We start from the raw sequence: 13,998 nt of genomic DNA on the forward strand, positions 1-13,998 counted from the left end.
CGGCTCGTCCTCACCGTCGTAGACGGTTGCTGCGATACACAGCAAAGTGATGTCCATCATTTTCGATTTGATGGACACCACTTTGTCAGAGTCTCCAGAGAAGAAGCATGGAAGTCGAGCAGGCCGTCCGAATTACCCACGGGAGCTTCGGGACCGGCTGGCGGCAGCAGCGTGTGAGCCGGGCGTCTCGGTCGCGAGACTGGCCCGTGAGAATGGCATCAACGCGAACATGCTGTACACCTGGCGGCGGCGATATCTCGCCGAGCAGCAAGCTCCGTCTACCAGCCTCCTCCCGGTCGTACTGCTGAGTGACGCGCTGACGCAGGTCGTTGCGTCATCTTCGGGGGTTCCGCAAGCGCCAGATATGAAGCCGGCGTCTCCTGGGGGCACGATCGAGATCCGCATCGGCCGTGCGATGGTTAAGGTAGACGGCCTGGTCGACGCTGACATGCTGCGTACCGTGCTGGGCAGTCTGCGATCATGATCTCTCTGCCGGTTGGTACGCGCATCTGGATCGCTGCAGGCGTGACCGATATGCGATGTGGGTTCCAGGGACTGGCCGCAAAGGTACAAACGGCGCTTGAAGAGAATCCGCTGGGAGGCAACGTCTACATCTTCCGGGGCCGCCGGGGCGACCTCGTAAAAATCCTCTGGGCAACGGAGGACGGAATCTGGCTTCTCGCGAAGCGGCTTGAGCGGGGCCGTTTTATCTGGCCCCAGGCCGACGGCGGGAAGGTCCATCTGAGTTCAGCACAACTGTCAATGCTTCTCGAGGGCATCGATTGGCGACAGCCCCGTCGTACCGCCGCGTTATCGATGTTGTAAACCGCGCCGCGGACTCGTAAACTACGGCGTATGTCGAACGGCGCCGATCTTCCAGACGATGTCGAATTGTTGAAGGCCTTGCTGGTCGAGGCCCGTAGTCTGCTTGCTGAACGCGATGTCGAGATCGAGCAGCTTAAGGCGCAGATCGACAAACTTCGACGCATGCAGTTCGGCCGCAAGTCCGAACAGTTGCAGCGGCAGATCGAGACCCTCGAGACCCAACTCGAGGATCTGGCCGCCGGACGCGGCGTTGCAGACGTGGAGCGAGCGCAAGCTCGAGGCGCAAACGCTTCCTCCTCCAATGCAACGATGGACGAAGCGGCTTCGAGGCAAGCGCTGGCTGCGCACCTCGCGCGTGTGGATCATGTGCTCGAGCCCGAATCGAGTTGCCCGGACTGCGGTCAACAGATGCAGGTGCTCGGTGAGGACGTGTCCGAGCAACTCGCCCGGGTCGCAGCGGCGTTCAAAGTCGTTCGCACGATCCGGCGCAAATTCGTTTGCCCATGCTGCAGCACCATCAGGCAGCCACCCATGCCCGGCCTTCCGATCGAGCGGAGCATCGCCCATCCAAGCTTGCTGGCGGATATCCTCGTTTCGAAATACGCAGACCACCAGCCGTTGTATCGGCAATCGGCGATCGCGGCGCGCGACGGCGTGACGCTCGACCGGGCCAGCATGGGTCGCTGGGTCGGCCAATGCGAAGCGTTGTGCGCGCCGCTGATTGAGGCGCTGCGCCGCTATACGGTGTCGGCCGCCAAGCTGCATGCGGACGACACACCGATCCCGGTGCTCTCACCGGGCAACAGGAAGACCCGCACCGGTCGGCTATGGGTCTATGTGCGCGACGATCGTCGCTCGGGGTCGACGCAACCCGCTGCGGTATGGTTCGCATACTCGCCGAACAGACAGGGCATCCACCCTCAGACTCATCTCGCCGGCTTCAGGGGGACCCTGCAAGCGGACGCTTACGCGGGCTTCGATGAGCTGTTCCTGGGTGGCTCTGTACTGGAAGCGGCATGTCATGCTCACGCGAGGAGAAAGTTCTACGACATCCACGTGCGCACGCCGTCCGACACGACGCAAAAAGCGCTTGAATACATTGGCGCGCTATACGACATCGAGGCCTCCATTCGCGGCAAGCCTGCGGCCGAACGGCTACAAATACGGCAGGAGAAAGCCAGGCCACTGCTTCAAATCTATGAAGCGTGGCTCAAGGCCAGGCTCGAAACATTGTCGTCGAAGTCCGACACTGCCAAGGCGATCAACTACTCGCTTAACCAGTGGCGCGCCCTGACGCTATATTGCGAAGACGGCACGCTCGAGATCGACAATAACATCGCGGAAAACGCGTTGCGTTGTGTAAGCCTGGGTCGGAAGAATTTCCTGTTTGCCGGTTCCGACAGCGGTGGTGAACGTGCTGCTGCGATGTACTCATTGATTGGCACGTGCGCCCTCAACGACATTGATCCGCGCGCTTACCTGAACTATGTGCTAGCTCACATCGCTGACCATAAAATCAATCGCATCGACGAGCTTCTGCCGTGGCGCGTGGCCGACAAGCTGCACACGCCAGCCAGTCCGCCGACACCCGCTACCTGACAGTCCAAGTCCGGATCACCATCATGCCTCACGTGCACGCGCGTGGACGAACGGCCCACGTGAGCCGCTTACAATGCTCGTTCATTCTTGCGAACATATCGATACGTGTGATCGTAGTCGGCTCTTAGTCTCATCTGGTCTTCACGATGCTTTGAGCATCGCACGTTGCGCTTTTGGAATTTACGATGTAGTTGTGCATCAACCACAGCTGAAGACACGATGGTTGCACAGCAAGCCGGTCATTTGCGATCCGAATGAATAACGTAGGTGCAAAGAAAATTCGGATTCTTGACGACCTCTCCAGACGACCTGAGTCGATAGTCTCCCGGCGGAGCAGGTTCAACGTGCGAAAAGTCCGGAGGCAGAGCGAACTCCGCCCCGCCGCCGCTCAAACGCAAGACAATCCCGGCTTGCGAGTTTGCGCGCACAACCTCACCGTGAAATTGTTCCACGCCGGTAGTCTCGTTGTCGCGATTCACATAGGTGAGACCAACAAGCACACTTTTTCCGATCACAGCCGCGGCTAGCGCTTCGTCGAAGTCGGGGAGTTGTGAGTTGTCGTTGGTCATGATTGATTCGTTGTTCCATGGGATAACGATGCACGCGAGGAGCGTACGGTCACTCCACTAGCAGCGCTGCTCAAGGTTTCAGCGAAGTACTGCTCACTCATCTCGCTTAACTCTTCCGCACCCTGGCGAACCAGCGGGAACGTGCAGTAGCTGAGGTCATAATGTCCTGCAATAGGCAGCCCTTTGGCGCTCGTCCTCTGATCACCAATCTTGTGCATCCATTTTGGTTTCATGCGAAGTTGATCACAGATTTCTTGCGGATCGACATTTTTGCTAAAAAATCGAAGGGATACAGTAAAGCGAAATGAATTCATACCTGTTCACCTATGGCACATAGACCTTGTAATCACCGTAATTCACGGCATCGCCATTTGAATCACCCGTAATCACATCACCATTGGGTGCTATTCCTGTCCAATCCCTTGGACCCGCCCCTACACCGTCTTTGATTCCGTGCACAGGATCCTTATCAAATCCCATCGTATCAATCGGCCTCGTACCTGCAGTGCATCCCTTAGGTTTCGAGCCTGGCTTAGGCTTCGCAAAGGTCGGCCCTGACCAACTATCGCGGAGTTTGTTCCATCAGTTGCTAACTCCTTGTGGACCAGGTAACGGCGCAACCCAAGACGGCCTGCTTGGCCCATACCCGCTACCTGGCGGACCAGCAGGAACAGGAACGCCCATTGCCTGCAATCCGGACGGATCAGTAAGCTGCACCGGGTTCCCCCCACATAAGCATACGCATTCGTTTGCCCACTCGCTCAGCCGATCGGATCCTCGCTGATGAACCGCCCGGTTTGCGGACTGTAATACCGGTTGCGATAGTAGTACAACGGTACTGCAGCGGCACGACATCGTTCACAGTCGGACGGGCGCGTCGTAACTGCATTTGTTGCACACACTTGCGTTTGACTGGCGACACCCCCAAAGCTGGGTGCTCGGCTTAATCAAGGTTAGACAAAGGATGGCAGCTTACAGACTAGCCTCCACCACATTCGCCGTTCTCGGTGAAGTAACACCTGCCTAGCTCGATAGCGGCTGGTGGATATCCCAAGTCTGGCATTTCCATGCAAGCCTTTAGGTGTCCTTCGAACTCGAGGCGAACGGCTTCAGATCTCAAATACGAAAGCCGGGTATGCGTCATATATTTAGCTACATCGTGCAGCACGCCAAAGATAGCGTTATGCAGATTCCGCATCACGATTTCTTCATCAGTGCCAATATACCGAGCCTCCCGGATATCGGCCGTGTCATAGAGCCCGGCAACCGAATAACGCCCCGATTCGGCATCCCTATGAAGCAACGCGCTCAAATCGATCTCGTCCGGCCACTCCAAAAGCGCTCGTGCAAGTAGATCGTTAAACCTAAGTGACATACTTCTCTCCGTCCACTATTTCCGAATGCGTCCGTCGGGCCAGATGCTCTGGGGCTTCTTCCCGCTTTCCCATGCCTTCTTGTCCGGCCAGCGCTTCCATTGCGGACCATCACCGTCTCGGTTGCCGTGCCCGGCAGTGTCCTTCTCCCAAACGGAACCGTCACTTGGGCACAGTTTCCCGGGAGTGCCGGTAATTGGCTGAAACTTATCTTTCGCACTGCCCGGATTGTCTGGATAAACAACAGGATCATCACCGTCGCTGAACATCGGGCCGAGAACATCACCGGCAACAATGCCGCCAATGATCCCCCCGATAATCCCGCCCGCTATTGTGCCCGCCGGCCCGAGGGTAGACCCAGCCTCGCCTCCTGCTATAACACCTGCAAGCGGATTGGTGCCACGCGAATCGCGATACGAAACGGGATTGCCGCCCACATAAGCATACGCGTTCGTCTGCCCACTCGCCCAGCCGGTCGGGTCTTCACTGATGAATCTCCCGGTTTGCGGACTGTAATACCGGTTCCGATAGTAATACACCCCCGTCCCATCATTCTCCCGCCCGGTGTACTGCTGCGAATTCACATCCGCGGCACCCGCCAGCGTCGTCACCCCATACGGCTGGTACCTGTACTGCGTCTGGCTCTGCTGGTTCGCATCGGTCAGCGCAATCACATTGTTATTCGCATCGCGCAACACATACCGATCCCCACCCGCATCATCCCCAACCCGCCGGTACGTCAGCTCATCCAGTCCACCCTCCGGGTACGGCGAGAACACGCGAATCCGCCTTGACCAGTCGTTATCCGGAATCGTGAAGCTCAGCTCGTCGCCAATCCAGAACGACTGTATCCGGTGGCCATTGACCGTCTGGTCCCGGCGACGCCCGGACATGTCATAGCTGAAGCTCGCCGTCACCGCACCGCTGATCTGTCCCAGCAGGCCCTGCGCGTTCCAGCTGTACTGGTTCGCCCCGTCGCTCGCGAGACTGCCGTTCAGGTCGTAGGTGTAGGCCATGCCCGCCCAGCGCGTGAGCTGGTTCGCGCCGTTGTACTGCGCGTCGCTCACCGCCTGCGGCAGGTCCACCTTCGCCAGGCTCCCGCCTGCCCTCGTGCGACGCCCCGCCGCGTCATAGCCATACGTCAGCTCGCCCAGCACGCTGCCGTCCGCGCGCCTGTACGTGATGCCCGTCAGCTGGCTGGCCGCATCCCACGCGTAGTCCGCCGTGATGCCATTGGCCAGCGTCGCGTGGCTGCGCCGCCCGAGCGCGTCGTAGCCGTAGCTGAACGTGCGCACGTCGTGGTTGAGCTGGTACTGGATCTGCGTGATCCGGTGCTCCGCATCGCGGCTGTAGTCCACCGTCGCATCGCTCATCTCCATGCGCGACAGGTCGCGGCTGTCCGGCGCATAGCGCAGCCACACCGTGCCCTGCTGGCTCGCGTGGTCGAACCAGCCGTTGAGGTAGCCCGTCACGCTGTCGTAGTAGCGGTACGTCGCCGTGGGGGCCTGGCCGTCGTCCGCGTCCGTACCCAGTTGCAGCCGGCCGGACGCATCCCTGCCGTAGCTCCACGAGCGGTTCGGCTTCGCACCCGCACTGCTGGAGAAGTAGACCGCCGCCAGCTGGCCCGCCGCGTCGTAGATGTACGTCCTCACCTGCCCCTTGCGGTCGGTCACCGTCGCCAGTTCTCCGGCGCTGTTCCACGTGTAGGTCTCGCTGTGGCCCAGTGGATCGCTTTTGCTCACCGGGCGCCCGATCGCGTTATACGTGTAGCGCGTCGTGACGCCCTTCGGATCGGCCCCGGCAAGCAGGTGCCCATTGCGGTCCCACGTGAAGCGGGTCACACCGCCCAGTGCGTCGGTGACGTCGGTGGTACGGTCCAGCGCGTCGAGCGTGCGCCGCGTCGTGTTGCCCAGCGGGTCCTGTACCGCCGTCACCCGGCCTGCCGCATCGGTCGTGAACTGCGTGGTCCGGTTCAGCGGGTCGGTGACGCTCGCCAGATCCGGCCCGGCGTAGGCGTACTTCGTCACGCCCCTGAGCGCATCGGTCACCGTCAGCGGGCGGCCCTGGCTGTCATTCGTGAACGTCGTGCGGTTGCCGGCACGGTCAGTCGCCGTCAGCAGGTTGCCCTTCGCGTCGTACGTATAGACGGTGCTCACACCACGCTGGGGGTCGCCCGCCTGCGCTTCGGTGAGCAACTGGCTGTAGCTGTCGAAGCTGCGCGTAACCAGCGTGCCGGACTGGTCCGCCTCGCTGGTCCGGTTACCGTTCGCGTCGTAGCCGTAGGTGTACTGGCGGTCCATCGACGTGAGGTTCGTCGTACGGCCATTCGCGTCGTACGTGAAGGTCTGCACCTGCTGGATCGGCTGGCCGGCCGGGTACGTGTTGCGCACCACCCGCCCGTTCGCATCGAACTCCAGACGGCGCACGCTGCCGCGCCGGTCCGTCACTTCCGTCTGGGTGACCTTGCCGCCCGAGACCGTGTACGCCATCGCGAACGTGCTGCCGTCAGCCAGCGTCTGCGCCACCACCCGGTCGCTGTCGTCGTAGGTGTTGACCACCTGCGGGTTGCCTTCCGGGTCCGTCACGCTGACGAGACGGCTCTTCGTGTCCCAGCCGTACTTCCATACGCCACCACCGGCGTCGGTCATCTGGGTGAGACGGTCCTGACTGTCGTACTGATAGGCGACCTGCCGGTTCAGTGGATCGGTCACGCGCGACACCAGCGGCGTGCCGCGGCTACCCGTGATGGACGTAAATGCCAGTGCGCGCCCGCCTGGGCTGGTGATGCCCGTGACCGCGCCCGTCCTGCTGTCGCGGGCGATCACCACAGTGTTGCCGTTGCGGTCCTGCACACGGGTCAGGCGGTACAGGCCGGCGATCATCGTGAACTGCCGCACGCGCCCATCGCGCAGCGTGAGCACTTTCGTGGTGCCACTGCCGGTGATGCTGGCGCGATAGTAGTCGCCGGGGCTCGTCAGGTCGTCCCACGTTGAGGTGGTGCCGGTCCGCAGCGCGAACGGCACGTGAATGCCACTCGACAGGTAAAGCTGGATAAGCTGCCGCGCGCCATTGGCATCCGCAGCGGCCACCGTCAGGTAGCTGTCGTAGTTAAACGTCGCTCCGATGCCGAAGGCACCCGCCATCGGTCTGCCCGAGGTGTCATAGGCGCTGCTGCGGTAGACCCGTGCGAGATCGAGCGCGCCTGCCGGATCCGCAACATGCAGGTCATGGGCAACGAGGTGGAACTGGCCTGTGTACAGCCGGACCGGATCCCCGCCCGACGTGCTGCTGCCGCAACCCGCCGTCGCATCGCCGCCACCGCAGCCGCCCGCGCCGCCGGCGTTGCCGTCCACGCCATCACCGTCGATGACCACGCTCTCATCCGGCGAGACCGGTTCAACCGTCGCGCCGGCGGACGGCCCGCTGCAGTACGACGCGATCTCACCGGGGTCACCGCAGACGTACCCGCCCATTCCACCGAAATCGGCCGTCGATGCCTTAAGCGGGCACGCCGGATCGGCGGGATAAGCGCCCGCAGCAATGTACTTCGACGGGCAGTCGACGGCATGCGCGTGCGGTGCGGCAAACCACGACAGCAAGACAAACAGCAGCAGCAGGAACGGACGCTGCAGGGACTGCCGCCGCGCGGCAGCAACGTGAACAGTTCGCATGGAAAACCTGACAGATCAGATGCGGGAAAGAAACACGCGGGCCAGCCGGCTCAACGCGCCGCGGCCTGGCTGGCGGTGGCATTCGACGCATCATCCGCACGCGTGGCAGCGACACTCTCCTGCCGGCGAATCGCGGTGATATTGCCGGCCGCGTCGTAGTCGTAATACGCGGTGTTGCCCGACACCGTCACCAAGGTCAGACGCCCCACGGCGTCGTAGCCATAAGTGATGTCGTCAGCATGGGAGAGCGAAGAAAACAGCAGCACGCACACCGCGGCGAATCCACCGGCCAGCCCCTGAACGACACTCGCTTTAGCACAGCCGGATAACGCAGAAGCAGCCCGGACGCGGGCGCAGACAGCAGCCATCAATATCTCCCCCAAGAATCAACAGTAAGGTTTACTGAATAATTCTGAAAGATATCGAATACCGATTCGACTCGGTATCAGGCTGCCCTGAGATTGCGTAGGAGAATCCGCACGCCAACGCAAAACTTCAACGCATCGCCGATGTGGGCATCTGGCGACATCACCACAGTCAGCATCAGTCATCGCAAATCTGAGTGACAGCTACACCAAGTCCGTCACCGCACCCCATCACCCTGTTTAGTGAATTTTACTAAACACAATAAAACTGTATTTAACCCATACATACGGGTATTTACGCGTATCAAATCCCACCACCCGAGGGACTTTCCAACCGGTTTTACTATACAATCCCCGAAAATCAACTAACCCGCGGTCAGCCGAGCGCTCGCCGCCCACCCAGATGGCCACAACCATCCGCGATGTCGCCCGCGCCGCCAGCGTGTCGATCGGCACCGTCTCCCGCGCGCTGAAGAACCAGCCAGGCCTCTCCGACGCCACCCGCCTGCGGGTCGTCGAGGCCGCGCGCCAGCTCGGCTACGATCACGCCCAGTTGCGCCCGCGCATCCGCCGGCTCACCTTTCTGCTGCATCGCCAGCACAACAATTTCGCGGCCAGTCCGTTCTTCTCGCATGTCCTGCACGGCGTCGAAGACGCGTGCCGCGAACGCGGCATCGTGCCTTCTGTGCTCACCGCAGGCCCCACGGAAGACGTGATCCAGCAGATGCGCCTGCATGCGCCCGACGCGGTTGCGATCGCCGGCTTCGTCGAGCCCGAGACGCTCACCACGCTGGTCGCCATGCAGCGTCCGCTGGTGCTGATCGACCTGTGGGCGCCCGGCCTGCGCTCGGTGAATCTCGACAACGCCGCCGGCGCCGCTCTCGCGATGCAGCATCTGTTCGCCCACCAGCACAAGCGCATCGCCTTCATCGGCGGTTCGCTCGCGCATTTCAGCATTGCGCAGCGCGCGCTCGGCTACCGCCGGGCGTTCTTCGAAGCCGGCCTGCTGTTCGATCCGTCGCTCGAAGTGACCATCGACGCCGGGCTCGACCCCGATACCGGCGCCGCGCTCGCCATGCAGCGGCTGCTCGACATGGCCGGCGCCACCGGCCAGCGTCCCGATGCCGTATTTGCCTACAACGACGCCGCCGCGCTCGCCGCGCTGCGCGTCTGCCTTGCGCGCGGCCTGCGCGTTCCGCAGGACATCGCGATCATCGGTTTCGACGACATCCCCGCCGCCGCCCACGCCACGCCGCCGCTGTCGACAATCTCCGTCGACAAGGAAGCGCTCGGCCGGCGCGGCGTCGAGCTGCTGCTCGAGGAGTCGCCTGCCGAACGCGAAGTCCACCTGCCCGTTCATCTCATTGCCCGTGCCAGTACCTCGGTGAAAAAGCCATGACGCAATCCGATACGCTTCAGCCTGCCCACGCCGGCGCCCCCTCGTCCGCAACACCCGCGACGCCTGCGGTCGCCAGCTTCCGCGAGCGCGACTTCCTGCTCGCGCATATCCAGGACACCTTGCGCTTCTACGCGCCGAACGTGTTCGACCCGAGCGGCGGTTTCTACCACTTCTTCCGCGACGACGGTTCGATCTATAACCGCACGACGCGCCATCTCGTCAGCAGTTGCCGCTACGTGTTCAACTACGCGATGGCGTACCGCGAGTTCGGCGATCCGCAGCATCTGGAGTACGCGCGCCACGGCCTGAATTTCCTGCGCGACGCACACTGGGACGCGGAACTCAAAGGCTACGACTGGGAACTCGACTGGCGCGACGGCAGCAAGCACGTGCTCGACGCCACCCGCCATTGCTACGGTCTCGCCTTCGTGCTACTGGCGTATTCGCACGCCGCGATGGCCGGCATCGAAGAAGCGAAGCCGATGATCGGCGCCACCTTCGAGCTGATGGAACACCGCTTCTGGGACGCCGCCGCCGGTCTCTATGCCGACGAAGCGACGCCCGACTGGCGCGTGAGTTCGTACCGCGGCCAGAACGCCAACATGCACACCACCGAGGCGCTGCTCGCCGCCTACGAGGCGACCGGCCATCTGGTGTATCTGGATCGCGCGGAACGGGTGGCGTCGAACATCACGCTGCGCCAGGCAAAGCTCTCGCAAGGCCTCGTGTGGGAGCATTTCCACGCTGACTGGTCGGTGGACTGGCACTACAACGAGGAAGACAGTTCGAACATCTTCCGTCCGTGGGGCTTCCAGCCAGGTCATCAGACCGAATGGGCCAAGCTGCTGCTGATCCTCGAGCGGCATCGTCCGCTGCCCTGGCTGCTGCCGCGCGCCATCGAACTGTTCGACGCGGCCATGACGCACGCCTGGGACGACGACCACGGCGGCCTCTACTACGGCTTCGGCCCGGACGGCACGGTCTGCGATCACGACAAGTATTTCTGGGTGCAAGCCGAAACCTTCGCGACCGCCGCGCTGCTCGGCAAGCGCACCGGCAACGAACGTTTCTGGGACTGGTACGACGAGATCTGGCGCTATAGCTGGACGCATTTCGTCGACCACAAGTACGGCGCGTGGTACCGCATCCTGACCTGCGACAATCGCAAGTACAGCGACGAAAAAAGCCCAGCCGGCAAGACCGATTACCACACGATGGGCGCATGCTACGAAGTGCTGATGCATGCACTGCCGCACACGCCCTCCACAACGAACGACTCCGCACGGTGAGCACCATGAGCGCCACGACTGAATTTCCCCTCTTCGTCTCGCCCGGCGACATCCTGACCGACCTCGTGCGCACCGGCGATTCGCAATGGCTGTCGCGCCCCGGCGGCGCCGGCTGGAACGTCGCCCGTGCGGTCGCGCGCCTCGGTCTGCCGACCGCCTGCGTCGGCTCGCTCGGCACCGACAACTTCTCCGACGAACTGTGGAACGCCAGCGTCGCCGCGGGTCTCGACATGCGCTTCATGCAGCGCGTCGAACGGCCGCCGCTGCTTGCGATCGTCCATCAGACGCATCCGCCTGCGTACTTCTTCATGGGCGAGAACGGCGCCGACCTCGCCTTCGATCCCGCCAAGCTGCCGGAAGGCTGGATGAACCAGGCGAAGTGGGCGCACTTCGGCTGCATCAGTCTCGTGCGTCAGCCGCTCGGCGACACGCTCGCGGCGCTGGCCGCGGAACTGCGCGCGCGCGGCGTCAAGATCAGCTTCGACCCGAATTACCGCAATCTGATGGCGCACGGCTACGAGCCGACGCTGCGCAAGATGGCCGCACTCGCCGACCTGATCAAGGTCTCCGACGAGGATCTGCGCCTGCTCTTCAAAGGCAGCGAAGCCGAGGCGCTTGCCGAGTTGCGCGCCATGAATCCCAAGGCGATGGTGCTGGTCACGCGTGGCGCGGAAAAGGCCACGCTGTTCGACGGAGATACGATCATCGAGGCACAGCCGCCGCGCGTCGAAGTGGCCGATACGGTCGGCGCGGGGGATGCATCGATCGGCGGCTTCCTGTTCAGTCTGATGACGGCGCCGCAGCGCACGTGGCAGGAGCATCTTGCGTTCGCGCTGGCAGCGGGCGCTGCGGCATGCCGGCATGCGGGCGCGCACTCCCCGTCGCTGGACGAAGTGGTGGCGTTGCTGGAGGGGTGACGAGGCGCCGGGCGAGAGGGGTGAGCAAAGGAGTGCGCGGCGCTCGCAGGAAGGCCGGTGAGTCCGAAATCGGCGTGCTACGATGGAATCTCCCCCTTGCTGGAGAAGCATCATGGAGGACGTCACCTATACCAAAGGACTCTACACGGCCACCGCCACGGCGCGTCCGGTAGACGGCGGAGCATATCGCGGCGTGGTCACGCTCTCGCGCGACGAAGGCGGCGAGCTGGAAGACACGCTCTATGAAGTCGAGGCCACCTCGGCCTCCGAGGAAGAAGCGCTCGAGGAAGCGAAAGCGTTAGCCCATCGCATCCTCGGCGAGATCGAATTCTAGGCAGACCCGGCGCCGCGCGCGCCGGCGTATTCCCGCTGCGTGGCGCTTGTCCCGACCCCAGCGGATGGAGGCGAAGATGGCTGAACAGCACTTCCCCTATGGCGTGTACTCGATTCACGTGCGTCCCCTCGAACTGCAAGGCGCGCGCTGGGATGCGGAGTACGAAATCCGCCAGCTCGACCGCGCAGTGCAGGCGTGGACCACGGTGGGCGGCGACAGCGGTTACGCGAGCGAAACCGAAGCCGTCGATACGGCGCACCGGCAGGCGGTCGCGGATATCGAACACGGCGCCGGCATTCCGAAGCCACGAACGTTTCCGTGATGGCGTGAGTTCGCACGCGGCGGACTGCGCGCCGCGCGAGACGTGCGATGTGCGAGCCATGCGAACGTTCGCTTTGCGGCACCTCGACCCGCAGCGAAAATCCGTAAAAGCGCGTCGTGCGGCGTGCTACGCTTTGCGCGTTTTCACGCTGAAGAACACGCAATGGCCACCGACACGTCAGACCGCACACCCGGCGCCGGCGCCGAAACGGGCACCCGCGCTGCCGGCGCGGACGCAACGGCATCTTCACGCAAGCGCCTGCCGCGCGGCAGCCGCGAGATCCCTTTCGGTTCGCGCACGATCATTGCGCACGGCATGCCGATCCGTTTCTGGCAGGATATTTACCACAGTGCATTGACGATCAAGTGGCCCACGTTCTTCGTGTCGCTCGCGCTGATGTTCCTGCTGCTCAACGCGACGTTTGCCTCGCTCTATATGCTCGGCACGGCACCGATTGCGAATCAGTTTCCCAAAGGCTTCGGCGGTGCGTTTTTCTTCAGCGTCGAAACGCTCGCGACGGTCGGCTACGGCGACATGCATCCGCAGACGGTCTACGCTCACTGGATCGCCACGCTCGAAATCTTCGTCGGCATGTCGGGCATCGCGTTGGCGACCGGCCTGATCTTCGCGCGCTTCTCGCGGCCGCGCGCCAAAATCATGTTTTCCCGTTACGCGGTAATCCGGCCAATCGACGGCCACATGACGCTGCAGGCCCGCGCGGCGAATGGCCGCCAGAATATGATCGCCGAGGCCCACGGCAGGATGCGCATGATGCGCGTCGAAACGTCGGCCGAAGGCTACCGGCTGCGCAAGCTCTACGACCTGACGCTCGTACGCGACCAGCATCCGGCGTTTCTGTTTAGCTGGACCCTGATGCACATCATCGACGAGACCAGCCCGCTTTTCGGCGAAACGGCCGAGTCGATGAAGGCGCGCGAAGCGTCCTTGCTGATCTCCATCGAAGGCGCCGACGAAGAGACCGCGCAGACCATGCAGGCGCGTCACACCTGGGAAGCGGATAGCATCCGCTGGCAACACAAATACGTCGACCTGCTCCGCGAGGAAGACGGCGTAAGCCATATCGACTACATCCACTTCGACGAAATAGAACCGCTGGAACCGCTGGCGCCGTCCGTCCCGGCCGCCCAGATGGACCCGCATGCGGTGCCGGGCGCCTGAGCCACCGGCAGATCTATCTCAAAACCGCGCGAATTCGCGGAGTACTTCACTCCTTTCGGGCAACAAAGCCGGAAACAAGCAAAAATAATCTCTAATCGGCGCTAAAAAATAGAGTCTCTTTCGACGCGAAGCCTTTATGGTCCCCATCCACTTCGC

Annotated in this window: 15 protein-coding genes; 9 read left to right on the forward strand and 6 right to left on the reverse strand. The window is 62.5% G+C overall.

Annotation, left to right across the window (positions count from 1 at the left end; translation table 11 throughout):
• The first annotated feature begins 49 nt into the window (after nt 1-49).
• The 3 genes from tnpA to tnpC are packed head-to-tail and all read left to right on the forward strand — an operon-like array spanning nt 50 to nt 2,424.
• A complete protein-coding gene (gene tnpA, locus BUS12_RS30125; protein WP_171991578.1) occupies nt 50-484 on the forward strand; it encodes an IS66-like element accessory protein TnpA in 435 nt (144 codons plus the stop codon).
• The gene (gene tnpB, locus BUS12_RS30130; protein WP_074294021.1) at nt 481-825 is read left to right on the forward strand and encodes an IS66 family insertion sequence element accessory protein TnpB; all 345 of its coding nucleotides are present in this window, start codon (nt 481-483) and stop codon (nt 823-825) included. Before tnpA ends, tnpB begins: the two co-directional genes overlap by 4 nt.
• Nucleotides 826-855: 30 nt before the next feature.
• A complete protein-coding gene (gene tnpC, locus BUS12_RS30135) occupies nt 856-2,424 on the forward strand; it encodes an IS66 family transposase (RefSeq protein ID WP_074294020.1) in 1,569 nt (522 codons plus the stop codon).
• A 239-nt stretch (nt 2,425-2,663) separates the two neighbouring features.
• Here tnpC and BUS12_RS30140 read toward each other — a convergent pair whose 3' ends face one another.
• The 6 genes from BUS12_RS30140 to BUS12_RS30160 all read right to left on the reverse strand — a co-directional run bounded on the left by BUS12_RS30140 (nt 2,664) and on the right by BUS12_RS30160 (nt 8,405).
• Nucleotides 2,664-2,993 carry a hypothetical protein gene (locus tag BUS12_RS30140; protein ID WP_074301002.1) on the reverse strand — a complete coding sequence of 110 codons (330 nt, stop codon included), beginning with the start codon at nt 2,991-2,993 and terminating at the stop codon, nt 2,664-2,666.
• A complete protein-coding gene (locus BUS12_RS38460) occupies nt 2,990-3,307 on the reverse strand; it encodes a hypothetical protein (protein ID WP_143788496.1) in 318 nt (105 codons plus the stop codon). The genes BUS12_RS30140 and BUS12_RS38460 overlap by 4 nt, the downstream gene beginning before the upstream one ends.
• Nucleotides 3,308-3,754: 447 nt before the next feature.
• Entirely contained in the window at nt 3,755-3,895 is a 141-nt protein-coding gene (locus BUS12_RS39845) for an RHS repeat-associated core domain-containing protein (protein WP_143788497.1), read from the reverse strand.
• Between the two features lie 77 nt (nt 3,896-3,972).
• On the reverse strand, nt 3,973-4,368 hold the full coding sequence (locus BUS12_RS30150) for a hypothetical protein (protein WP_074301003.1): 396 nt from the start codon (nt 4,366-4,368) through the stop codon (nt 3,973-3,975).
• A gap of 15 nt (nt 4,369-4,383) precedes the next feature.
• The gene (locus BUS12_RS30155) at nt 4,384-8,037 is read right to left on the reverse strand and encodes an RHS repeat-associated core domain-containing protein (RefSeq protein WP_083640669.1); all 3,654 of its coding nucleotides are present in this window, start codon (nt 8,035-8,037) and stop codon (nt 4,384-4,386) included.
• Between the two features lie 50 nt (nt 8,038-8,087).
• Nucleotides 8,088-8,405 carry an RHS repeat domain-containing protein gene (locus BUS12_RS30160; RefSeq protein ID WP_083640670.1) on the reverse strand — a complete coding sequence of 106 codons (318 nt, stop codon included), beginning with the start codon at nt 8,403-8,405 and terminating at the stop codon, nt 8,088-8,090.
• 400 nt (nt 8,406-8,805) lie between these two features.
• Here BUS12_RS30160 and BUS12_RS30165 point away from each other — a divergent pair, with 400 nt between their 5' ends.
• The 6 genes from BUS12_RS30165 (at nt 8,806) to BUS12_RS30190 (ending at nt 13,842) form a co-directional block, all read left to right on the forward strand.
• The gene (locus tag BUS12_RS30165; protein WP_074301005.1) at nt 8,806-9,801 is read left to right on the forward strand and encodes a LacI family DNA-binding transcriptional regulator; all 996 of its coding nucleotides are present in this window, start codon (nt 8,806-8,808) and stop codon (nt 9,799-9,801) included.
• The gene (locus BUS12_RS30170) at nt 9,798-11,090 is read left to right on the forward strand and encodes an AGE family epimerase/isomerase (protein WP_074301006.1); all 1,293 of its coding nucleotides are present in this window, start codon (nt 9,798-9,800) and stop codon (nt 11,088-11,090) included. The genes BUS12_RS30165 and BUS12_RS30170 overlap by 4 nt, the downstream gene beginning before the upstream one ends.
• Nucleotides 11,091-11,095: 5 nt before the next feature.
• A complete protein-coding gene (locus BUS12_RS30175; protein WP_074301007.1) occupies nt 11,096-12,007 on the forward strand; it encodes a carbohydrate kinase family protein in 912 nt (303 codons plus the stop codon).
• A gap of 112 nt (nt 12,008-12,119) precedes the next feature.
• Nucleotides 12,120-12,341, forward strand: a complete 222-nt coding sequence (locus BUS12_RS30180) for a hypothetical protein (protein ID WP_074301008.1) — start codon at nt 12,120-12,122, stop codon at nt 12,339-12,341.
• A 76-nt stretch (nt 12,342-12,417) separates the two neighbouring features.
• Nucleotides 12,418-12,663 (forward strand): hypothetical protein, encoded by a 246-nt coding sequence (locus BUS12_RS30185; RefSeq protein ID WP_074301009.1) that lies wholly within the window; start codon nt 12,418-12,420, stop codon nt 12,661-12,663.
• Between the two features lie 162 nt (nt 12,664-12,825).
• On the forward strand, nt 12,826-13,842 hold the full coding sequence (locus BUS12_RS30190) for an ion channel (protein ID WP_074301010.1): 1,017 nt from the start codon (nt 12,826-12,828) through the stop codon (nt 13,840-13,842).
• Nucleotides 13,843-13,998 lie beyond the last annotated feature (156 nt).

The organism is Paraburkholderia phenazinium (assembly GCF_900142845.1).
GTDB classification, from domain to species: Bacteria; Pseudomonadota; Gammaproteobacteria; order Burkholderiales; family Burkholderiaceae; genus Paraburkholderia; species Paraburkholderia phenazinium_A.